Below are 21,287 nucleotides of genomic sequence, written 5' to 3' on the forward strand. Positions count from 1 at the left end.
GGGTGAGCGCGTCGCCCTTGCGCATCGTGATCATGCCGCCGTTCGACAAGGAGTTCTTCGGCGCCGAGCGGCTGTCGCTCGATGCGGGCAATCTTTTCGAGCTGATCGAGAAGCTCGACGCACAAGGGCCCGGGTTCGCGAAGATCGCCCGGGCGCGCGTACATCTTGCTGTCGATGGTGTTCTCGAGACAGACTGGACCCGCCCTCTTGCCGATGTCCGCGAGGTGATCGTGCTGCCGCGCGTAGGGGGAGGGTAGGATCGTGGGCGTGACCTTGCAGTTCACCCGGATCGATCCCTTCGGCGTCGAGATCCTGAGCGACCTGTCCCGGCCCTTTGGTCCGTCCGAGGCCTTTCACTTCCGGGACCTTTTCGGCAACCACGGTGTGATCCTTGCGCGCGGCGCCGAGCTTGCCGACGAGCGTCGCAACGAACTGCTGGCCCAGTTGGGCGACACCGCCCGACTGTGCCCTGCAGGGCCGGCAAAGTTCACCAACGCAGACGGGGTTGTCCTCGAACTGGTGTCGCAATCGGTCGACTTTCTCGTCTGGGACGAGGGAACGCTGACGAGTTCGTGATTCCCGCTCGCGGCCGGATCAGAACGCGCGCGAGGTCAGCACGCAGCGCATTTCCATTTCCTTGCCGGCATCGTCGATCTGGCGCAGGAAGCCGGTCGATACGCGGCGGAACTTCAACCCCTTGAGCTTGCCGCCGGTCATCGCCACCCGGTCACCGGTGTAAAGGTAGCTGCCGCGTACGCCGCCCGCCTTGTAGTTGGAGGCATTGACCACCCGGAACGCATAGTCGGGCAGTTCCTTGCCCCGCGGTCCGCTGGCATCGCCGGGCAGTTCGCAGGTATAGGTGCCGAGAGTGAGCGTGCCGATCGGGCCACCGGGAACCGGGGGAGGCGGGGCCTCGGCGCTCGCACTTGCGGCAAGGGTGCAGGCGGCCATCAGGCCCGTGACGATTCCGGGTGCGCGTTTCATGGCAACCGGCTAGCATTGGCGCGAAGCAATTGCCACAAGGACCGAGCTTCGCTAAGGGCGCATCCTTTCCCGGCCACGCGTGGGCCGGAACCAGGCTCTTTCCCATCGAAGGCATGAACCCATGAAGATCAGCGGCGTCGACATTCGTCCCGGTAACATTCTCGAATACGAAAACGGCATCTGGAAGGTTGCGAAGACGCAGCACACCCAGCCGGGCAAGGGCGGTGCCTTCATGCAGGTCGAGATGAAGAACCTCATCGACGGCCGCAAGACCAACGTGCGCTTCCGCAGCGCCGACACGGTCGAGAAGGTTCGCCTCGACACCAAGGACTTCCAGTTCCTCTACCCCGAGGGCGACCAGCTGGTGTTCATGGACATCGAAAACTACGACCAGATCCAGCTGCCTGCCGACCTGCTGGGCGATGCCGCCGCGTTCCTGCAGGATGGCATGCAGGTTCTTCTCGAACTGTGGGAAGAGCGCCCGATCTCGGTACAGCTGCCCGAGCAGGTCGAAGCCACCATCGTCGAAGCCGACGCCGTAGTGAAGGGCCAGACCGCTTCGTCGAGCTACAAGCCGGCGGTTCTCGACAACGGCGTGCGCGTCATGGTTCCGCCGCACATCGAGAGCGGCACCCGCATCGTCGTCGACGTCTACGAGAAGGCTTACGTCCGCAAGGCGGACTGATTCCTTCCCGGCAAGAACAAGGTAGTTAGAAACATGGCCGCAATTTCCGGTCTCATCCGCGTCATGGAAAAGGCGGCCCGCAAGGCGGGCGCCCGCCTGCGTCGCGACTTCGGCGAAATCGAACACCTGCAGGTGAGCCGCAAGGGGCCTTCCGACTTCGTTTCGAAGGCCGACCAGGCTGCCGAGCGCACCATCTGGGACGAACTCAAGGCCGCGCGCCCGGACTGGGGCTTCCTGTTCGAGGAAGCCGGCGAGATCGAGGGCGACCCGACCAAGCCGCGTTTCATCGTCGACCCGCTCGACGGCACCACGAACTTCCTGCACGGCATGCCGCACTTTGCGGTTTCGATTGCGGTGCAGGAACCGCGCCTTGACGGTCGCGGCTGGGGCGAAGTGACCGCCGGTATCGTCTACCAGCCGATCACCGACGAGAGCTTCTGGGCGGAAAAGTCGCGCGGCGCCTGGCTGCACGACCGTCGCCTGCGCGTTTCCTCGCGCCGTCACCTCGACGAGAGCCTGATCGCTACGGGCATTCCCTTCGCCAACAAGGGCGATGCCGGTCAATGGACCAAGATCTATCATGGCCTTGCCCCGCAGGTCGCGGGCATCCGCCGCTTCGGTTCGGCCGCGCTCGACCTCGCATGGGTTGCCGCGGGCCGCTACGAGGGGTTCTGGGAATCCGACCTCAGCCCCTGGGACACGGCGGCAGGTTGCCTGCTCGTGCGCGAGGCTGGCGGTTTCGTTTCCGACTACAAGGGGCGTTCGCTGCCGATCTGCGACAGCGAAGTCCTGGCCGGCAACGACGCGCTGCACACGCGCCTGCACAAGATCCTGGTGACCTCGCTCAAGGCCTGAGCCGTCCAGAACATCGATCAGGGGCAAGGAGCGGGCAGGCCGTTGAAGTAACGGCGGCCCTGCTGCTTGCCCTTTTTCGCAATTAGTTAGGGCGCAAGGCGCTTGCGTACTTGAATGCGGCAAGACCTGCGGCTAAGCGTCGCCGGCTCATCCCGTGCCCCTGTGGCGGAATGGTAGACGCGAACGACTCAAAATCGTTTGTCGCAAGACGTGCCCGTTCGAGTCGGGCCAGGGGCACCACCGCCGCCGCGCTCGGCGCTACGACCGCGGCTTTACGGGCGAATGGGCATTTCCGACCAAGGGACTTGCGACTTTGACAGGCACGCCATAGCCTTGTCTTTCATGAGGAAATCGCCGCACAAGGCCGCAACGCTCGGCCCTCTCGCTTCGGTAGCCCTGGCTGCTTGTGTCACCCCGGTCGCCGCGGAGCCCGTTTCCGATTCGATTGCCCGGGACATGCCCGGCCTCATGGCGATCTATCGCGATCTCCATGCCCATCCCGAACTCAGCTACCAGGAAGTGCGCAGCGCCAGGGTCATGGCCGATGCGGCGCGCAAGGCCGGATTCGCGGTTACGGAGAAAGTCGGCAAGACGGGCATCGTCGCAGTGCTGAAAAACGGTGAGGGGCCGACTGTCCTGATCCGCGCCGACATGGACGGCCTGCCGGTAACCGAGCAGACCGGGCTGCCTTTCGCCTCGAAGGAACGGGGTGTCTCAACCGCCGGGGTCGAAAGCGGGATCATGCATGCCTGCGGCCACGATACGCACATGACCGCCTGGATCGAGACCGCGCGGCTCATGGCGGCGCGCAAGGGCGAGTGGTCGGGTACGCTGGTCATGATCGGGCAGCCGGCCGAGGAAGTCGGCACCGGCGCCACGACCATGCTGGAAGACGGGCTTTACACGCGCTTTCCGAAGCCGGACTACACACTGGCGTTCCACGATACGCCCGAACTGCCTTCTGGCGTTGTCGGTGCGGCCAAGGGCTGGGCGCTTGCCAATGTCGATTCGGTCGACATCCTGGTGAAGGGCGTCGGCGGTCACGGCGCCTATCCGCATACCACCAGGGATCCTATCGTGCTGGCCAGCGCCATCGTGATGAAGCTGCAGACATTGGCGAGCCGGGAGAGCGATCCGCTCGATCCCGTGGTTGTCACGGTCGGCTCGTTCCATGCCGGTACCAAGCACAACATCATCTCCGATCAGGCCAAGCTGGAACTCACCGTGCGCAGTTTCTCCGATGAAACCCGCCGGAAGCTGCTCTCGGGCATCAGGCGCATCGTAGAGGGAGAGGCGATTGCCTCGGGCATCCCCAAGGACCTGATGCCGGTGGTCTCCGTGAAGGAAAACTACACCCGCTCCACCTACAATTCGCCCGAGTTTACAGAGCAGGCGATTGCCTACCTGCAGGACAAGATGGGCAAGGACCGCGCCCTGCTGACTCCGCCGGTCATGGGTGGGGAGGATTTCGGCGAATTTCGCCGGGCGGACGAAGACCGCATCAAGTCGGTGATCTTCTGGGTTGGGGGCTCGTCACCGGAGAAAATCGCCGCTGCCAAGTCCGGCGGAGCGCCGCTGCCCTCGCTGCACAGCCCGTTCTGGGCCCCCGAGGCGGACAAGGTTGTCGGCGCCGGCTCGCAGGCCCTGACGCTCACCGCTCTGCGGTTGATGGCAAAGTAGTTCAGGTCGGGCAGGACCCGCGTACCGATTAACCAAGGTTGGAGTGCCGCACCCCGATATCTCCGGGCGCCGGAGTCGATGCAGGCAAGTGACGGCAGCGGCCGGGGAGGGCCGGCCACTGTAATCGTCGCCGACACTGCGGGGCATTAAATCGAGAAATTGCAGGAAACTGGTCGCCGGCAACGAGAATTCGATTGTCGGCCACTGTCAGTTTTACCGACATTTTACGCCTTTGCCTTAGGCAAGGCTCTCGAAGCCCCCCTTGCGGCCTTTGAGATTGGTTCGATGCGACGATGATTCGTCTTTTTAAACATTACATCCCGCATTCGGTCGTGCTGCTCTGGCTCGTCGACATCGTGCTGCTGATCAGCGCGAACGAAATTTCGTGGCGGGTGCGAGCCGGGCAGATCGGCATGGACGCCGGAGACATCGGCGATCGCCTGCTGCCGCATGGCGCCTTTGCCGCCGTCCTCGTGCTCTCCATGATCTCGGTGGGGGTCTACGGCACCGATGCCCTGCGTTCGATGCGCTTCGCCGCCGCGCGCCTGCTGGTGGCGATCTCACTGGGGGTGATCGCGCTGTCCTTCGTCGATTTCCTGGCGGCCGGGCAACACTTCTGGCGTTCGACGCTGGCCTATTCGATGGGCATTGCGATCGTGCTGCTGATCCTGAACCGCCTGCTTCTGAGCGGTATCCTCGGCACGTCGGCATTTCGGCGCCGCGTCCTTGTCCTCGGGGCCGGCGCGCGCGCGCAGCGCCTGCGCGAACTGGGTGAGCGGCCCGAGAGCGGCTTTGTCATCGTCGGCTACATTGCCATGAGCGAGGCGCAACCCGTCGTCGAGGAAGCCATCGCGCGCGGCGCTATCCACAACCTTACCCGCTACGTCGAGAACCTGGGCGTGAGCGAAGTGGTGCTGGCGCTGGAAGAGCGACGCAATGCGCTGCCGCTCAAGGACCTCCTGCGCATCAAGACGGCAGGCGTGCACGTCAACGAGTTCTCCAGCTTCCTGGAGCGCGAGACAGGGCGTGTCGATCTCGACACGGTCAATCCGAGCTGGCTGATCTTTTCGGACGGCTTCTCTTCGGGCCGCATGATCTCCAGCGCCGCCAAGCGCGTCTTCGACATTGCCGCCAGCGCCCTGTTGCTGGCCCTGACGGCTCCGGTGATCGTGCTTTTCGCGATCGTCGTGAAGATCGACAGCAAGGGACCGGCCTTCTATCGCCAGTCGCGAGTCGGCCTGTTCGGGCAGTCGTTCAACGTCATCAAGCTGCGCTCGATGCGCACGGATGCCGAGGCGGCAGGCGCTCAGTGGGCCTCCAGGGACGATCCGCGCGTAACCCGCGTCGGCAAGTTCATCCGCCTCACCCGCATCGACGAACTCCCGCAGGCATGGACTGTCCTGAAAGGTGAAATGAGCTTCGTCGGACCGCGTCCCGAGCGTCCCGAATTCGTCGCCGATCTTGAGGATCAGCTACCCTTCTATGCCGAGCGCCACATGGTGAAGCCCGGCATCACCGGCTGGGCGCAGATCAATTATCCCTACGGTGCCTCGATCGAGGATTCGCGCAACAAGCTGGAATACGATCTCTACTACGCGAAGAACTACACGCCGTTTCTCGACCTGTTGATCATTCTCCAAACCTTGCGCGTCGTCCTCTGGCATGAGGGAGCCCGCTGATGACGGGTAGCGACAAGTTCTGGGCGCTTCTGGGCATCGGGCTCGATCTTTCGGGAGCCATTGCGGTGGCGAGCCTCGCAATCTGGCTCTGGCCGCGGCGTGAGCGCTTCGGCAATGTCGGAACCCCGGTCGTCGTCGCCCTGTTCCTGACGGCGGCATGGTGTCTGGCGATTGCTTCCGCGATGACCGGACGCCTCATCCTGCTGCCATCGCTGGCCGAAAGCGCCCGCAACCTGGGTTGGCTTTTCGTAATCTACCGATTCTTCGCCAGTGACGGGCGTCACGCCAGTCTCGCGCCGATCCGTCCGGTGATCGTGGCGCTGGCTTTCGTGGAACTGTTGCACCTTGGCGTGGATGCCGCGCTGACACGTGCCTCCTTTGACGGAGCTTTCCTGCGCGTTGCGTTCGAATCCAATGTCCTGTTCCGCTTGTTGGTGACCGTCGGCGGGCTGGTCCTCGTCCACAATCTCTACGCCGGCGCCTCGCGCGAGACGCGGCCGGGACTGCGCTGGCCGGCGTCGGGTTTGGCCTTTCTCTGGGCTTTCGACCTCAACCTTTACACGATCGCCTATCTCGGCGGGGACTGGCCGATCGAGATCGCGGCCTTCCGCGGCGTGGCCGCACTGGCGCTTGCCGGGGCTTTCTTGCTGGCCATCGCGCGCAACCGCGACGAACTGCGCCTCAAGCCTTCCCGCGCCGTTACCTTTCAGACTTTTTCGCTGCTCGTGATCGGCGTCTATCTCGTGGCGATGGTGTCGGTGGCGCAGTGGCTGTCCTATGCCGGAGGTGACTTCGCGCGCCTGATCGAACTGACTTTCCTGACTCTGGCGAGCGCCTTCGCGCTGGTCGTCCTGCCATCGCGCCGCGTGCGCGGCTGGTTCAAGGTCACGCTGACCAAGCATTTCTTCCAGCACCGCTACGACTACCGCGAGGAGTGGCTGCGCTTTACCCGTACCATCGGCAGCAGCGGTCTGGAGGCCAAGCCGCTGGGCGAACGCGTCGTCCAGTCGATTGCCGACGTTACCGACAGCCCCGCTGGCCTGTTGTTGGCGCCGGGCGAGCAGGGCGAACTGACGCTGGCCTCGCGCTGGAACTGGGCGGAGATCGAAGTGCCCGCCGAAGCCATGCCGATGCGCGCGCTCGAGGTCTTCGAACGGACCGGCTACATCACCGATCTCGACGACATTCGCGCCGGCGACGATTCCACCAGTCCGGGCATCGTCGTGCCGCAGTGGCTGATCGACGAACGCCGGGCCTGGGCACTGGTGCCTCTGGTCCACTACGAGCGTCTTGTCGGCATGGTCGTGCTGGCGCGGCCGCAGATCGTGCGCAAGTTCGACTGGGAGGACTTCGACCTCCTGCGCGTCATCGGCCAGCAGGTCGCCAGTTACCTTGCCGAGAATGCGAGCCAGGAAGCGCTTGCGGAATCCAGCCGCTTCGAGGACTTCCACCGCCGCATCGCTTTCGTGATGCACGACATCAAGAACCTCGCCAGCCAGTTCAGCCTTCTGGCGCGCAATGCCGAGCTTCATGCCCACAAGAAGGAATTCCGCGACGACATGCTCGTCACCCTGCGCAATTCCTCCGAGAAGCTGAACGCCCTGATCGCTCGCCTTTCGCGCTACGGAAACGGCGCCGTGGAGAAGCTGGAGCAGGTTCCGGTACTCGACGTGATCGATGCCGTGGCCCAGCGGTTCAAGGACAATCCGCAGGTAGTCGTTGCGGAACGTCACGCTCTGACCGTCACCGGCAACCGTCATTCGCTCGAGCAGGTGCTCGTCCACCTCATCCAGAACGGGCTCGACGCCAGCGGGCCCGACAGCCCGGTCTTCCTTGCGGTGAGCGCGGACGGCCTCAATGCCCGCTTCGAAGTGCTCGATGCCGGCTGCGGCATGAGCGCGGAGTTCGTCCGCAACCGACTGTTCAAGCCGTTCGTGTCGACCAAGAACGGCGGTTTCGGCATCGGCGCATTCGAAGCGCGCGAGTTGGTGCGGGCGATGCGCGGCCGTCTCGAAGTGGAATCGCGCGAGGGCCTGGGATCGCGCTTCGTCGTGCGCGTGCCGCTCGCCGCGGCCCAGGATCTCTATGACAACATTGCCAACAAGGACCAGAGGGTAGCCTGATGACCGACGCCCGCAGCAAGGTGCTTCCCAAGCTCCTGATCGTGGAGGACGATGCCGGCCTCCAGGCCCAGCTTAAGTGGGCCTACGAGGATTTCGACGTGCTGATCGCGGGAGACCGTCAGTCGGCCCTGACGCTGTTGCGTTCGGAAATGCCGGACGTCGTGACGCTTGACCTCGGCCTGCCGCCCGATCCGGACGGCGTGAGCGAGGGCTTTGCCGTTCTCGACGAGATCATGGCACTCAAGCCCGACACCAAGGTGATCGTGGCAAGCGGCCACAATGCCCGCGAATCCGCGCTGCAGGCGATCGCGCGCGGGGCCTATGACTTCTACCAGAAGCCGGTCGACATTGATGCTTTGGGCCTGATCGTTCGGCGCGCGCTGCAGCTTCATCGGCTGGAAGAGGAAAACCGACGTCTCGCCGCCAAGGTGGAGAAGGACGAGAAGGTGCTGGGCCGGATGATCACCGGCGCGCCGGAAATGATCCGTGTTGCCCGTACCATCGAGCGTGTCGCGAACACCAACGTCTCGGTCATGCTGCTGGGGGCGAGCGGCACCGGCAAGGAACTGCTCGCGCGCGGGCTCCACGATGCCAGCGACCGCGCCAAGGGCGAGTTCGTGGCAATCAACTGTGCGGCGATCCCGGAAAACCTGCTCGAAAGCGAGCTGTTCGGGCACGAGAAGGGCGCCTTCACCGGTGCGGTAAAGACTACGCCGGGCAAGATCGAGCAGGCCGGCGGGGGTACCCTGTTCCTCGACGAGGTGGGCGACATTCCCCTCCAGCTCCAGGTCAAGCTGTTGCGCTTCCTGCAGGAGCGCGTCGTCGAGCGGGTCGGTTCGCGCGAATCGATTCCGGTCGACACGCGGATCGTCTGCGCTACGCACCAGGATCTGGAGACGATGATCACCGATGGACGGTTCCGTGAAGATCTTTACTACCGTCTCGCCGAGATCGTGGTGAAGATCCCCAGCCTGGCCGAACGTCCCGGGGATGCGACGCTGCTCGGCAAGGCGTTCCTCAACCGCTATGCCAAGGAGATGAACCCGCGCGTGCGCGGCTTTGCCTCCGATGCGCTGGCCGCGATCGATTCGTGGGGCTGGCCGGGGAATGTGCGCGAACTGGAAAACCGCGTGAAGCGTGCGGTGATCATGGCCGACGAGAAGCTCGTTTCGGCGGCGGACCTCGATCTCAACGAACCGGACGAGGAGGTGATCAACGCCCTCAATCTCAAGTCCGCGCGCGAGCAGGCCGACCGCAAGGTGATCCGTCATGCGCTCGCCCGCAGCGAAGGGAATATCTCCAGCACCGCCAAGATGCTCGGGATCAGCCGCCCGACGCTTTATGACCTGCTCAAGCAGTACGATCTCCAGGCCTGACCCATCCCTTGCGCCGAAACGACGCAGGGCAGGGGGCTGGCAGCGCAAGGCGCTTACGCTGCTGCTGCCGGCCTTGCTTGCCGTCCCGCTTGCGCTCATGGCGAGGCCGGGGCGCGGTGAGGAGACTTCGGTCGCGGCACTGATCGAGGAAGCGCGCGGCGCGATTGCCCGGGGCGACGGGATCGACGGCGAGGCCAAGCTGCGCAGCGCGCTGGATCGCGGGGCGAGCCGCGCGGATGTCGCGGCCTTCATGGGCGAGGCTTACCTTGCGCAGGACAATCGCGACAAGGCGCGCGAGTGGCTGGCGTCCGGGACATTCTCACCGCAGAGCGCGGCCGGGGGCTGGCGCGCACTTGCCCGGCTGGAACGGCTCGACGGCAATCTGGGCGCCGCAGGCAAGGCTTTCGACAAGGCTCTTGCCATAACGCCTGACGATGCCGGGCTGTGGGTCGAGATAGCCCGTCTGCGCTATTCCGGCGGGCAGCACCGGCTTGCCATAAGCGCGGCGGGACATGCCCTGCAGCTCGATCCCGGCAATGCGCGCGCGCTCGAGTTTCGCGGCCAGTTGGCCCGCGATCGCTACGGCCTGCTTGCGGCGATGCCCTGGTTCGAAAAGGCTCTCCGGCAGGCACCGGACGATGTGTCGGTCATGCTCGAATATGCCGCGACGCTGGGGGACCTGGGACGGGCAAGCGATTGCCTGACGCTGACGCGGCAGGTTTTGAAGATCAGCCCCGGACACCCGCGCGCCTATTACCTGCAGGCGGTTCTCGCCGCGCGTGCCGGGAACCATGAGTTGGCGCGTAGCCTGCTCGCGCATACCGATGATCGGCTCGACGGGCAGCCCGGCGTACTGCTGCTGCGCGGGGTGAGCGAGCTGGGCGTGGGCAATCCGGCAGCCGCGTCTGAGCTGTTCGAACGGGTCTTGCGGATGCGGCCCGACAACCGGCAGGCGCAGGAGCTGCTTGCCCGGTCCATCTACCTGAGCGGCGAATACCGTTACGCGACCTTACGCTTTCGCGACCAGATCGCGCACGACGATGCCTCGCCCTACCTTCTGACCGTGGTTGCGCGCGCCTACGAGGCACTGGGCGACCGCCAGCGTGCCGGAGAACTGCTGGACCTTGCGGCACGACCGCAGGCAGCGGCATTGCGCGTACTTCCCGGCGGCAATGCCATTGGCGCGATGCTGGCCCGGGGCGAGGCGTCAGCGGCCGAAGCGCAGGCTGAAGCGGCGCAGCGCAGCGATCCGGGCTTCTTCGACAACCTGTCGCTCGCCGGTGACGTCCAACTCGCGCTCGGCAGGCCGCAGGCAGCGCAGGCGCGCTATATCGCAGCTGCGCAGATCCGCATGCCTGCCCATCTCTTCGCGCGGCGCTTCGAAGCCTACATGATGGCGGGCGACATCCGCGGCGCGCAGCAGCTCGTGGGAAGCTATCTGCGGGAAAGCTCGAGCAGCCGCGAAGCCCTGCGCGCCGGAGCCCGGTTGGCCATGGTGCAGGGCGATACCGTAAGGGCGCTCGCCGTTCTGAGGTGGCTGCGCGACAACGGCGGCGCGCGCGATGTCCGGCTCTTGTGCGATCTGGCCCTGATCGAGGCCGACACCGGCGATGTGGAGGCGGCAGAGGCCGATGCCCGCGCGGCCTACCGCCTGCAGCGCTCCAGCCCCGTCGCCACGCAGGCACTCGCTTACAGCTACGCGTCGAGCGGGCGCAATTCGCGGATGGCGGCGGCGCTGCTCGACAAGGCGCAGGCGATGCTCGGCGATACGCCACTCATAGCCGCTACCCGGCGGAAGCTGTCGACGCCGGGCGAGGGCTAGTGCTCCTGAGCGACCTCAGGCAGGCTTTTTCGGCTGGTAGGTCTGCTCTACGCCGGGGAACGTGCGTGCGCGCACTTCCTGGGCATATTGCTCGGCAGCGCCCGAGATCAGGCCGGCGATGTCGGCGTAGCGTTTCACGAAGCGGGGCACGCGCTCGAACATGCCGCACATATCCTCGGTGACGAGCACCTGGCCGTCGCACTGCGCCGAACCGCCGATGCCGATGCTGGGGCAGGTGATCGCCTTGGTCGCCTCGATCGCGATGGGCTCGACTACGCCTTCGATGACGATGGCGAAGGCTCCGGCGTCGTCGAGTGCCTTTGCATCGGACACGATCTTTGCCGCTTCCGCGTCGCTGCGACCGCGGGCGTTGTAGCCGCCCAGCACGTTCACCGCCTGCGGAGTCAGGCCGATGTGGCCCATGACCGGGATGCCGCGATTGGAAAGAAATGCCACCGTTTCGGCCATGGCTTCGCCGCCTTCCAGCTTCACGCCCGCGCAGCCGGTTTCCTTGAGCAGGCGCGACGCGCTTTCGAAAGCCTGTTGGGGCGATTGCTCGTATGTGCCGAAAGGCATGTCGACGATGACGGCGGAATGATAGCTCCCGCGTACGACTGCGGCGCCATGGGCGGCCATCATGTCGAGCGTCACCGGCACGCTGGATGGCAGCCCGTAGATCACCTGGCCAAGACTGTCGCCGACCAGAAGCAGGTCGCAATGGGCGTCGAGCAGCTGTGCCTGCCGGGCGGTATAGGCAGTCAGCATGACGATGGGTTCATCCGTTACGCCATCCTTCTTGCGGCGGCGAATGGCCGGAATCGTCAGGCGCTTCATGGGCGCGGGCGTGGGATTGGCGCGGCTGGTCGCGGTGTCGAGCTGGAAGGTCGTGGACATGCAATGACTTCTAGCCGCCGGACGCGAGTCTGGCAAAGGTACTTGCACTCGGTTCCGACGCGCCACATTGGATCCCAATGATGACCGCAGAGTGACAAATGAACGGGTCCAGACCTGTTCGCTCTTGCCAAGCGTTTGCATGGCGCTAGCTTCGCGCCATCCATGGAAATTCCGGGGGTTCACCGCATGTTCGGTCGCGTAAAGCCGTTAGACGCCATTCTGGCGACGGCTGAGAAAAAATCACTACATCGTTCGCTGGGCGCAATCCAGCTCACGCTCCTGGGTGTCGGCGCCATCATAGGCACCGGTATCTTCGTGCTCACGTCGGAGGCCGCGCAAAAAGCGGGGCCGGGGATGATGTGGGCCTTCGTCATTGCCGCCGTGGTCTGCGGCGTGGCGGCCCTGTGTTACTCCGAGATCGCCTCAATGGTTCCGGTTTCGGGTTCGGCTTATACCTATACCTATGCGGTTATGGGTGAACTGCTGGCCTGGATGGTCGGCTGGGCGCTCATCCTCGAATATGCCGTTGCCGCCAGTGCGGTCTCGGTCGGCTGGTCGGGCTATTTCGTCGGCCTGCTGCACAGTTGGGGTATCGAGTTGCCCCACGCGCTGATCGTCGGTCCTTACGCCGACGGCATCGTCAACCTGCCGGCGCTTGTCATTGCGCTTCTGGTCACCCTTCTGCTGATGATCGGCACAACCGAGAGCGCGCGGGTCAATGCGATTCTCGTCGGCATCAAGGTGACAGCGCTGACGGTCTTCATCGTGCTGACCATCCCGGTGATGAAGGGCGCGAACTTCGAACCGTTCATGCCCAACGGCTGGTTCGGCAACGGACATGGCGCGGGCCTTGGCGCCGTCGGCGCAGCGGCCTCGATCTTCTTCGCCTACGTCGGTTTCGATGCGGTCTCGACCGCGGCCGAGGAAACCAAGAACCCGCAGCGCAACGTGCCGATCGGCCTGATCGGCAGCCTCGGCATCTGCACGGTGTTCTACCTGCTGGTGGCCGCGGGCGCGATCGGTGCACTGGGTGCGCAGCCGGTCAACGGACCCGATGGGGAAATCCTCGCCCCGGGCACGCCCGAACTGGCCTCGCAGTGTCAGGCGATCGCTGCCAGGACGATCGAACCCCTGGTCTGCTCGCGCGAGGCGCTGGCCCATGTCCTGCGCTCGATCGGCTGGGAGCGGATCGGTGACCTTATCGGCGTGGCGGCCTTCCTGGCGCTGCCGTCTGTCATCCTGATCATGCTTTTCGGTCAGACCCGCATCTTCTTCGTCATGGCCCGCGACGGCCTGCTGCCCGAGAAGCTCGCGTCGATCCACCCGCGCTGGAAGACCCCGCACGTCGTGACGATGATCACCGGCGTTGCGGTGGCCTTCTTCGCGGCCTTCCTGCCGGTCGGTCAGCTGGCCGACATCTCGAACTCGGGCACGCTCTTCGCGTTCTTCATGGTCGCTTTGGCGGTGATGATCCTGCGCAAGACCCAGCCTGACCGGCATCGTCCGTTCCGCACCCCTCTGGTGTGGGTGGTCGCGCCGATCGCGGTACTGGGCTGTCTCGGCCTGTTCTTCAACCTGCCGTTCGAGGCGAAGATGGTGCTCCCGGTCTGGGGCGGCATCGGTCTCGTGGTCTATTTCTCCTACGGCTATCGCAAGAGCCACGTGGGCCTCGGCAAGATCGAGGTGCACGAGGAGGATCCCGACGCACCGCCGCAGCCGGTTCCGCCGATGTGAGACGTCCGATCGCGCATTGAGGAAAAGGGGGGCTTTTGCCCCCCTTTTCTTTGCCTTGGCAGAGGCGGATGCGTTCCGTCACCGCGTTGGCCCATGGCCTTGCCGGGAAGTTATCCCGGGTTGTCCCTGAGTTTTGCGCCGGCTTTGCCCGAGTTTTGCGCCGATCATCCCCCGGGTTGTCCCCAGGGCTGTCCACATCCGCACCATTGCCAGTCACGGCAAATGAGAACATAATAAGAACATTATTTCTCCGGTGCGATTCGATGGTTGAAATCAGTTCCATTCCCACTGCCGCCAGCCTCACTGTCAGGCAGGCCGATGCATGGCGCCCCGACCTGGTTTCCGGGGAAGTCCCCCACGGTGAAGTTTTCGCCGCGGGAAACGAAGGCGCCGGGGCCGGCCTTGCCCTTGCCCTTGCGCTCGATCGCATGGCTGCCCGGTCTTCCGATGGGCCTTCTGCCGATGCGCAGGAGGATCGCATGTGGCTTTGGGTGCAGGACCGCGAGGCGCTCCGGCGCAGCGGCCGGCCCTATCTTCCCGGCTTGCCGCGCGCCTTGCGTCATCGCCTCGTCCATGTCTCCGCCCGTAGTGCAGAAGATGCACTCTTCGCACTGGAAGAAGGGCTGCGCTGCCGCGACTTCGCTTTCGTCGTCGGCGAAGTGACCGGCAATCCCCGCGCGCTCGACTTCACCGCCTCGCGCCGTCTCAGCCTTGCTGCCGAGCGTCACGGCGTGCCGCTCTGGCTGGTTCGTCTCGACGCGAAGGCCGACCTGTCGTCCGCCCGCATGCGCTGGCGCGCGCAGTCCTGCGCCTCGCCGCAGCCGCGCTGGAATCCGCAGGCTCCCGGCGTGCCGAGCTGGCAGGCAGAACTGTTCCGTGCCCGCCGCCATCCCCCGGGAACCTGGGTGCTGCGTGACGATGGCCGGTTGGTGGCCGAACGGGCAGGGGGCATCGCGGCCATCGCTCCATCCCGCTTTTCGTCCCATCATGCCCAGCCGGTCGAAGCCCGCGGGTAATGCCGCCCCGCCTCGCCGGATCCTCGCCATCTGGCTGAGGCAGCTTGCGCTCGACCGCTGGCGGCTGGTCGAGGGGCTGGCCGCGGGTGAGGGCGTCGATGCGCAGCCGCTGGCGTTGATCGCCGAGACCGCGCATGGGCCGCGCCTTGCCGCGGTCAACGATGCGGGGCTGAACGGCGGGGCACAGCCGGGCGCGATGCTGGTCGATGCCCGCACGCTCTGTCCGCAACTGGCTGTCGCGCCTTCGGACCCGGCGGGCGATCTTGCCTTTCTCGAAAGCCTTGCCGCCTGGGCGATGCGCTGGGGACCGTGGAGTGCGCTCGACCCGCCCGACGGGCTGCTTGTCGACGTTACCGGCGTCGCTCACCTGTTCGGGGGCGAGGCGGCTCTGCTGGCCGATGCGCGGGCTGCTTTCGCCCGGCGCAGGCTGTCGGTGCGCCTGGCCCTTGCGCCGACCGCCGGAGCAGCCTGGGCGCTGGCCCATCATGGGCCGGACGGGGCGATCCTGCATCCCGACGACGATCCTGCCGCGCGCCTGTCCGGCCTGCCTGTCGCGGCGCTGCGACTTGACGATGACGTGCTCACGGTGCTGCGCCGTCTTGGTCTCAAGCGTCTTGGCGATCTGGGCGGGGTGGCGCGCGATGCCCTTTCGCGCCGGTTCCGCAACCGCCGCTCGGCTGCCGCCAATCCGCTGCTGCGCATGGACCAGTTGCTTGGCTGCGTGCCCGAGCCGTTGCTGCCGGTCACCGTCATCCATGCCCCGCTGGTGCAGCGCCGGTTGCTGGAGCCGATCCGCCATCGCGACCTGCTCGACCGTGTCGTCGCCGATCTGGCGCAGGACATGGCCCGCCAGCTCGAAGGGGAAGCGCTGGGCGCGCGGCGGCTTGAGCTGGGGCTGTGGAAGGTCGACGGCGAAGTCCTCGTGCGCCGTCTCGAACTGGCCGCCCCGAGCCGCGATGCCGAACATCTTGCCGGTCTCTACGGGCGCAAGCTGGAAGGGCTCGACGCAGGCTTCGGCATCGAACTGGTCCGCATGCGCGCGCCCTGGTGCGAGCCGCTGGCCCTGTCCCAGCAGGATTTCGAAGCGGCGGCCGAAGCCCATGGCACCAGCCTTGCGGCCTGTATCGACCGGCTCTCGGTGCGGCTCGGTGAGGAGGCCGTGCGCCGGCCGGTGCCACGCGCCAGTCACCTGCCCGAACGGGCGCAGCGCTGGCAGGGGCCGCTGGAGCGCGAGACATCTTCGCAAGCTGCTTTCGATTTTTACTTCAGGCCCCTGAAAATGCTGGATCGGCCTGAGCAGATCGCGGTGATCTACGAGACCCCCGACGGTCTGCCCAAGCGGTTTCGCTGGCGGGGGCAGGTTCACGAGATCGCCCGCGCCGAAGGCCCCGAACGGATCGCGCCCGAATGGTGGCGTGAACGCGGGACGGCACGCCTGCGCGACTATTACCGCATCGAGGACGGACAGGGCCGGCGTTACTGGATCTACCGTAGCGGCGTGATCGGCGACGGGCGCGGCGGCACGCCGGCTTGGTTCCTCCAGGGCATCTGCGCCTAGGACCGCCGCCATGCCCGAAGCCCCGCTGACGCCAGAGCGCCATCGCGTCGAGATCGACCCGGACAGCGTCGTTCCGCCCCGGCGTGCGCCTTTCGTCGAGCTGGGCGTGGCGAGCTGCTTTTCGTTCCTGCGCGGGGCCTCGGACGCGGCGGATCTGGTCAGCGAAGCCTACAGGCTGGGCTACGATGCGCTCGGGATTGCCGACGTCAATTCGATGGCCGGCGTCGTGCGGCTGCACACCGAGGCGCAGACGCTCAGGCTGAGGCCGGTGATCGGTTGCCGGATCGAGACGGTCGAGGGGCTGGTGTTCCTTGCCTATCCCGCCGACCGCACGGGTTATGGGCGCCTGTGCCAGATGATTTCCGCAGGGCGCATGGGCACGCTTTCGGGCCAGTGGCAGGAGAAGGGGGTATGCGAGATCTCGCTGGGGATGCTCGCCGCCCATGCGCAGGGCGTGCACCTTGTGCTGGTGCCGCCGCGGGACCTGGACACGCGGCTTACGGTTGCGGTGGAAAGCAACGTGGTAGCCTTTCCCCGTCCTGCGGGGGGCGAGGATCCGGAAAAGCGCGACATTGGGCCTGACCGGAATGGCGAACGGCAGGTGACCGGCCCGCTCTCGACCCTCCTGCCGCATCTGGCTGCACGCCTGCCGAGCCTGCGCCACGTGGCAGTCTGCCGCTTTCACAAGGGGGACGACATTGCCCGGATCGAGGCGCTTGACGTCATGACGCAGGCCCATGGCCTGTCGATCCTGGCCACCAACGACGTGCTCTATCACGCGCCCGACCGGCGGCCCTTGCAGGACGTCATGACCGCCATTCGCCACCGGACGAGCGTGACCCGGGCGGGATGGGCGCTCGAAGCCAATGCCGAACGGCACCTGAAATCGCCCGAAGAGATGGTGCGCCTGTTCGATCGCTGGCCGCATGCCGTCACGGCGGCGCGCGAACTGGCCGATGCCTGCACTTTCAGCCTTGAGGAACTGCAGTACGAATATCCCGAGGAGATCTGCCCGGGCGGTCTCGATCCGCAGGCGCATCTCGACAGGCTGACATGGGAGGGCGCGGCGCGGCGCTATCCCTCGGGCGTGCCCGAAGGCGTACGCGAAACGCTGGTGCGCGAACTGGCACTGATCGGCAAGCTGAACCTCGCAAGATACTTCCTGACCATCAAGGACATCGTTGACTTTGCGAGAAATCAGGAACCGCCAATCCTGTGTCAGGGACGCGGCTCGGCAGCCAATTCAGCAGTGTGCTACTGCCTGGAGATCACTGCCGTCGATCCGGCCAAGCATGCCCTCCTGTTCGACCGCTTCATTTCCGAGGAGCGGAAGGAGCCGCCCGACATCGACGTCGATTTCGAGCACGAGCGGCGCGAGGAAGTGATCCAGTACATCTACCGCCGTTATGGTCGCCACCGTGCGGGGCTGTGCGCGACGGTGATCCACTACCGCCCGCGCATGGCGATCCGCGAGGTGGGCAAGGCCATGGGCCTGTCCGAGGACGTGACCAGTGCGCTCGCCCGCACCGTGTGGGGCGGTTACGGCAAGGAGATCGGCGAGAAGCATGTCCGCGAGACGGGCATGGACCTGACCGACCCGCACCTCAGACGCGTTCTGAAGTTGACCGAGCAGATGATCGGCATGCCCCGCCATCTTTCGCAGCATGTCGGCGGCTTCATTCTTACGCAGGGGCCCCTGACCGAAACCGTGCCGATCGGCAACGGCGCCATGCCCGAGCGCAGCTTCATCGAATGGGACAAGGACGACATCGATGCGCTGGGCATTCTCAAGGTCGACGTCCTGGCCCTAGGTATGCTGACCTGTATCAGAAAATGCCTCGATCTTCTTGAAAAACATTATGAAAGGCCGCTCACCCTGGCCACTGTCCCGCGTGAGGATCCGGAGACTTACGCGATGCTGCGCCGGGGGGATTCGCTCGGCGTGTTCCAGGTCGAAAGCCGGGCGCAGATGAACATGCTGCCTCGCCTCAAGCCGCGCGAGTTCTACGATCTGGTCATACAGGTGGCGATCGTGCGGCCCGGGCCGATCCAGGGCGACATGGTCCATCCCTATCTCAAGCGCCGACGCGGCGAGGAGGCGGTGGCGATCCCGGCGCCGGCACCCGAGCACGGCCCGCCCGACGAACTCTCCTCGATCCTCGGGCGCACGCTGGGCGTGCCGATCTTCCAGGAGCAGGCGATGAAGATCGCGCTCGATGCGGCGCGCTTCACCAGCGCCGAGGCGAACCGGTTGAGGAAGGCGATGGCGACGTTCCGTTCGCGCGGGATGGTTTCGGAACTGCAGGACATGATGGTCGGTCGGATGATCGCGCGCGGCTACGATCCCGACTTTGCCGAGCGTTGCTTCAACCAGATCAAGGGCTTCGGTGAATACGGCTTCCCCGAGAGCCACGCGGCGAGTTTCGCCCACCTCGTTTATGTCTCGAGCTGGCTCAAGTGCCACTTTCCGGGGGCCTTCACCTGCGCCCTGCTCAATTCGCAGCCGATGGGCTTCTACGCCCCGGCCCAGATCGTGCGCGACGCGCGCGAGCATGGGGTCAGGGTGCTGCCCGCCGATGTCAATCATTCGGATTGGGACTGCACGCTGGAAGTGATGGACAAGCCGGTTTCTCGGTTTGCGCATCATCCCCGCGAAGGTGGGGGGGGCGCTTTCCGCAAGGATGAGGAGGCAGGGCGGGCTTCCCGCCTCTGCAGGGACGACGGGACGGGGCGGTTGGACCGTCACATTGCGCTTCGCCTGGGCCTGCGCCAGATCGACGGCTTTCCGGAACACGCCGCCGCCCGCCTCGTCGCGGCACGGGCGGAGCAGGGGGCTTTCGCCGATGTCGGGGCCTTGCGGGAGCGGGCGGGACTATCCCCGGCGCTGGTCGAGCGGCTTGCCTCTGCCGATGCCTTCGGTTCGCTGGGGCTGTCGCGGCGTCAGGCCCTGTGGGATGCGCGCAGCCTGATCGCCGCGCCCGACCTGCCGCTTTTCGCCGCGGCCGCCGCGCGCGACGAGGGGGCCGAGAAGGCTGCCACGCGCTTGCCGCGGATGCCGCTCAGCGAGGAAGTGGTGGCCGACTACCAGACGCAGCGCCTGTCGCTCAAAGCCCATCCCATGGCCTTCCTGCGTGCCTCGCTGGCCGAGCGCGGATTCGTGCGCGCAGCGGACCTGCTGGCGCGCAAGTATCGCTCGATGGTGCAGGTCGCGGGTGTCGTGCTCATCCGCCAGCGGCCGGGCAGCGCCAAGGGGGTGTGCTTCATCACACTCGAGGACGAGACCGGCGTCGCCAATGTCGTCGTCTGGCCGCACGTCATGGAGCGCCAGCGCAAGGTCATCATGGGCTCGCGGCTGATGGAGGTGCGCGGGCGTGTCGAATACGACGACGAGGTGATCCACGTGATTGCCGCGCACCTCACCGATGCGACGCACGACCTGCACCGCCTTTCCGAAGACCTGCTGCCCGCGACCATCGCCCGGGCCGATCACGTGAACAACCCGCTCCCCACGCGCGCGCAGCAACTGGGGGTGAAGGAGGATACGCCGTTCGAACCGGTAGAGCCGTGGCAGCCCCCCGGGCCCGGAAACCGCGACTGCGGCTACCACCAGGGCCATCCCCGCGATACGCGCGTGATCCCGAAATCGCGAGACTTCCATTGAGGAAGGAGGCGGCGTAGCCCGATCTTAACCATTCGCTGCGACACTGGCGCCGCAGTCGAACATCAATCAGGTAGTCATCATGGCATTCCTCAAGGGTCTCATTCCCGGATTTCTGCTGACCTGGGTCGTGTCTTTGATCATCGGTTCCAACGGCTCGAAGGGCGGTATGCTCACGATCCAGCACACCTATATCGAGGGGCACAGCTTCTATTGGTCCTGGCCGCTGTTCATTGCCGGGACCGCGCTGTCCTGGGCGCTGTTTGCGATGATGGACTGAACGCCGCCCTCGCTTCGCCGCACCGTACTGCCATATCCTTGGCGCGGTGCGGGCTTCAGAATGCAGTTTGCCTTAATATCAGGTTCTAAAGTGCCGTTCTTGCGAGGGCGTCAACGCAGCGTCTTGCTTCTTCGATCGACCAGTCGTGCAAGGGGCCCCGAACATGGGGGGACAGGACCTCGCAGACGCCGAGGCGCATGTGCGCTTCGAGTGCATCGTCGGCGATCGCCTGCCCGGCCCAGAGCGTGACTGCGCTTACCATGCGCATCGTGACCAGCCCGTTGAGCACGTCGATGACTGCCGGGTCCAGCGCATCCCGGTCGACCAGTTCCTCCAGCGCTCTTCCGACATAGCGGCGATAGACTTCGTGCAGGGCGACGAGATCCGTCTGCTGGACGAGCACCGGCGCCAATGCCCGCGCCACTTCGGGCGCTTCAAGGGTTCGGCGCGAGAGCGTTTCGCATAGGGAAAGGAAGAAGCCGATGCCGTGATCGGCCGCCTTGCTCCAGGCTTCCTCGATGAAGCCCTCGCTGCGTTCGCGCGCGGCGGTGGCGATCAGGGCGTCCTTGGTCTTGTAGATGTTGAACAGGGTGCGCTCTGCAACGCCCGCTTCGCTGGCGATCATCTTCGTCGACATCGCGTCGTAGCCATGGCGGACCAGCAGGGCATAGGCCGCATCGAGAATACGCGCGCGTCGTTCGCGCTGTCGCGGCGTCAGGCTGCGGATGTGATTCGCAGCTCGGGCTGCCTCTGCCAGATCGGACATCGGCCATCCTTAGAGGGATGTCGCAGGTCAGATCAATCGCGCGAACGAAATCGCGTATCGCTTTGCGCGGTATGGAGGATTTTCGGGGGTGCGAAAGGTCGCTACGGCGCCGGTCGCGCCGGAAGAGATGGTGACCCCTACGGGACTCGAACCCGTGTTTCAGCCGTGAAAGGGCCG

17 protein-coding genes and 1 tRNA gene are annotated in these 21,287 nt (G+C 65.5%); 15 read left to right on the top strand and 3 right to left on the bottom strand.

Annotated features, from left to right (window positions below; translation table 11 throughout):
* Window positions 1-2 precede the first annotated feature (2 nt).
* Both SPHV1_RS13160 and SPHV1_RS13165 read left to right on the top strand, forming a co-directional pair.
* Window positions 3-257, top strand: a complete 255-nt coding sequence (locus SPHV1_RS13160) for a MoaD/ThiS family protein (RefSeq protein ID WP_054946495.1) — start codon at window positions 3-5, stop codon at window positions 255-257.
* A gap of 10 nt (window positions 258-267) precedes the next feature.
* Window positions 268-576, top strand: coding sequence for a hypothetical protein (locus SPHV1_RS13165; RefSeq protein ID WP_156367349.1), 309 nt, complete (start codon window positions 268-270; stop codon window positions 574-576).
* 18 nt (window positions 577-594) lie between these two features.
* Here SPHV1_RS13165 and SPHV1_RS13170 read toward each other — a convergent pair whose 3' ends face one another.
* Entirely contained in the window at window positions 595-984 is a 390-nt protein-coding gene (locus SPHV1_RS13170) for a hypothetical protein (protein ID WP_054946497.1), read from the bottom strand.
* A 121-nt stretch (window positions 985-1,105) separates the two neighbouring features.
* On the opposite strand from SPHV1_RS13170, the gene efp reads away from it, so the two are divergent.
* The 8 genes from efp to SPHV1_RS13210 all read left to right on the top strand — a co-directional run bounded on the left by efp (window position 1,106) and on the right by SPHV1_RS13210 (window position 11,204).
* On the top strand, window positions 1,106-1,669 hold the full coding sequence (gene efp, locus SPHV1_RS13175) for an elongation factor P (RefSeq protein WP_054946498.1): 564 nt from the start codon (window positions 1,106-1,108) through the stop codon (window positions 1,667-1,669).
* A 33-nt stretch (window positions 1,670-1,702) separates the two neighbouring features.
* Window positions 1,703-2,524, top strand: a complete 822-nt coding sequence (locus tag SPHV1_RS13180) for an inositol monophosphatase family protein (protein ID WP_054946499.1) — start codon at window positions 1,703-1,705, stop codon at window positions 2,522-2,524.
* A gap of 156 nt (window positions 2,525-2,680) precedes the next feature.
* Window positions 2,681-2,764, top strand: a tRNA-Leu gene (locus tag SPHV1_RS13185).
* A gap of 102 nt (window positions 2,765-2,866) precedes the next feature.
* Window positions 2,867-4,204, top strand: a complete 1,338-nt coding sequence (locus tag SPHV1_RS13190) for an amidohydrolase (RefSeq protein ID WP_054946500.1) — start codon at window positions 2,867-2,869, stop codon at window positions 4,202-4,204.
* A gap of 293 nt (window positions 4,205-4,497) precedes the next feature.
* Window positions 4,498-5,883: a TIGR03013 family XrtA/PEP-CTERM system glycosyltransferase gene (locus SPHV1_RS13195; RefSeq protein ID WP_054946501.1), complete on the top strand. Its 1,386-nt coding sequence runs from the start codon at window positions 4,498-4,500 to the stop codon at window positions 5,881-5,883.
* A complete protein-coding gene (prsK, locus tag SPHV1_RS13200; protein WP_054946502.1) occupies window positions 5,883-8,006 on the top strand; it encodes an XrtA/PEP-CTERM system histidine kinase PrsK in 2,124 nt (707 codons plus the stop codon). The genes SPHV1_RS13195 and prsK overlap by 1 nt, the downstream gene beginning before the upstream one ends.
* Window positions 8,006-9,382 (top strand): PEP-CTERM-box response regulator transcription factor, encoded by a 1,377-nt coding sequence (prsR, locus tag SPHV1_RS13205; protein ID WP_054946503.1) that lies wholly within the window; start codon window positions 8,006-8,008, stop codon window positions 9,380-9,382. The genes prsK and prsR overlap by 1 nt, the downstream gene beginning before the upstream one ends.
* The gene (locus SPHV1_RS13210) at window positions 9,348-11,204 is read left to right on the top strand and encodes a tetratricopeptide repeat protein (protein ID WP_082431006.1); all 1,857 of its coding nucleotides are present in this window, start codon (window positions 9,348-9,350) and stop codon (window positions 11,202-11,204) included. Before prsR ends, SPHV1_RS13210 begins: the two co-directional genes overlap by 35 nt.
* 15 nt (window positions 11,205-11,219) lie before the next feature.
* On the opposite strand, the gene panB is transcribed toward SPHV1_RS13210, so the two are convergent.
* On the bottom strand, window positions 11,220-12,098 hold the full coding sequence (panB, locus tag SPHV1_RS13215; RefSeq protein ID WP_054946505.1) for a 3-methyl-2-oxobutanoate hydroxymethyltransferase: 879 nt from the start codon (window positions 12,096-12,098) through the stop codon (window positions 11,220-11,222).
* Between the two features lie 186 nt (window positions 12,099-12,284).
* Between panB and SPHV1_RS13220 the strand changes: the two genes are divergently transcribed.
* The 5 genes from SPHV1_RS13220 to SPHV1_RS13240 all read left to right on the top strand — a co-directional run bounded on the left by SPHV1_RS13220 (window position 12,285) and on the right by SPHV1_RS13240 (window position 20,344).
* On the top strand, window positions 12,285-13,832 hold the full coding sequence (locus SPHV1_RS13220; protein ID WP_054946506.1) for an amino acid permease: 1,548 nt from the start codon (window positions 12,285-12,287) through the stop codon (window positions 13,830-13,832).
* A 263-nt stretch (window positions 13,833-14,095) separates the two neighbouring features.
* Window positions 14,096-14,848: a hypothetical protein gene (locus SPHV1_RS13225; protein WP_054946507.1), complete on the top strand. Its 753-nt coding sequence runs from the start codon at window positions 14,096-14,098 to the stop codon at window positions 14,846-14,848.
* Window positions 14,820-16,406: a DUF6504 family protein gene (locus tag SPHV1_RS13230; protein WP_054946508.1), complete on the top strand. Its 1,587-nt coding sequence runs from the start codon at window positions 14,820-14,822 to the stop codon at window positions 16,404-16,406. The genes SPHV1_RS13225 and SPHV1_RS13230 overlap by 29 nt, the downstream gene beginning before the upstream one ends.
* Window positions 16,407-16,416: 10 nt before the next feature.
* Window positions 16,417-20,067: an error-prone DNA polymerase gene (locus tag SPHV1_RS13235; protein ID WP_054946509.1), complete on the top strand. Its 3,651-nt coding sequence runs from the start codon at window positions 16,417-16,419 to the stop codon at window positions 20,065-20,067.
* 79 nt (window positions 20,068-20,146) lie between these two features.
* Window positions 20,147-20,344, top strand: coding sequence for a hypothetical protein (locus tag SPHV1_RS13240; RefSeq protein WP_054946510.1), 198 nt, complete (start codon window positions 20,147-20,149; stop codon window positions 20,342-20,344).
* A gap of 85 nt (window positions 20,345-20,429) precedes the next feature.
* Here the strand turns inward: SPHV1_RS13240 and SPHV1_RS13245 are convergent, their stop codons facing one another.
* Window positions 20,430-21,110 carry a TetR/AcrR family transcriptional regulator gene (locus tag SPHV1_RS13245; RefSeq protein WP_054946511.1) on the bottom strand — a complete coding sequence of 227 codons (681 nt, stop codon included), beginning with the start codon at window positions 21,108-21,110 and terminating at the stop codon, window positions 20,430-20,432.
* Between the last annotated feature and the right edge of the window lie 177 nt (window positions 21,111-21,287).

Origin of the sequence: Novosphingobium sp. KN65.2, from assembly GCF_001368935.1 — a bacterium.
GTDB lineage: Bacteria > Pseudomonadota > Alphaproteobacteria > Sphingomonadales > Sphingomonadaceae > Novosphingobium > Novosphingobium mathurense.

Excerpts from the sequence above, each read along its gene's own strand:
- SPHV1_RS13190 (WP_054946500.1), top strand. The coding sequence starts at position 2,867 with ATGAGGAAATCGCCGCACAAGGCCGCAACGCTCGGCCCTCTCGCTTCG.
- SPHV1_RS13210 (WP_082431006.1), top strand. The coding sequence starts at position 9,348 with ATGACCTGCTCAAGCAGTACGATCTCCAGGCCTGACCCATCCCTTGCG.
- SPHV1_RS13180 (WP_054946499.1), top strand. The coding sequence starts at position 1,703 with ATGGCCGCAATTTCCGGTCTCATCCGCGTCATGGAAAAGGCGGCCCGC.
- prsK (WP_054946502.1), top strand. The coding sequence starts at position 5,883 with ATGACGGGTAGCGACAAGTTCTGGGCGCTTCTGGGCATCGGGCTCGAT.
- SPHV1_RS13235 (WP_054946509.1), top strand. The coding sequence starts at position 16,417 with ATGCCCGAAGCCCCGCTGACGCCAGAGCGCCATCGCGTCGAGATCGAC.
- efp (WP_054946498.1), top strand. The coding sequence starts at position 1,106 with ATGAAGATCAGCGGCGTCGACATTCGTCCCGGTAACATTCTCGAATAC.
- panB (WP_054946505.1), bottom strand. The coding sequence starts at position 12,098 with ATGTCCACGACCTTCCAGCTCGACACCGCGACCAGCCGCGCCAATCCC.
- SPHV1_RS13195 (WP_054946501.1), top strand. The coding sequence starts at position 4,498 with ATGATTCGTCTTTTTAAACATTACATCCCGCATTCGGTCGTGCTGCTC.
- SPHV1_RS13245 (WP_054946511.1), bottom strand. The coding sequence starts at position 21,110 with ATGTCCGATCTGGCAGAGGCAGCCCGAGCTGCGAATCACATCCGCAGC.
- SPHV1_RS13230 (WP_054946508.1), top strand. The coding sequence starts at position 14,820 with ATGCCCAGCCGGTCGAAGCCCGCGGGTAATGCCGCCCCGCCTCGCCGG.
- prsR (WP_054946503.1), top strand. The coding sequence starts at position 8,006 with ATGACCGACGCCCGCAGCAAGGTGCTTCCCAAGCTCCTGATCGTGGAG.
- SPHV1_RS13240 (WP_054946510.1), top strand. The coding sequence starts at position 20,147 with ATGGCATTCCTCAAGGGTCTCATTCCCGGATTTCTGCTGACCTGGGTC.
- SPHV1_RS13220 (WP_054946506.1), top strand. The coding sequence starts at position 12,285 with ATGTTCGGTCGCGTAAAGCCGTTAGACGCCATTCTGGCGACGGCTGAG.
- SPHV1_RS13225 (WP_054946507.1), top strand. The coding sequence starts at position 14,096 with ATGGTTGAAATCAGTTCCATTCCCACTGCCGCCAGCCTCACTGTCAGG.
- SPHV1_RS13170 (WP_054946497.1), bottom strand. The coding sequence starts at position 984 with ATGAAACGCGCACCCGGAATCGTCACGGGCCTGATGGCCGCCTGCACC.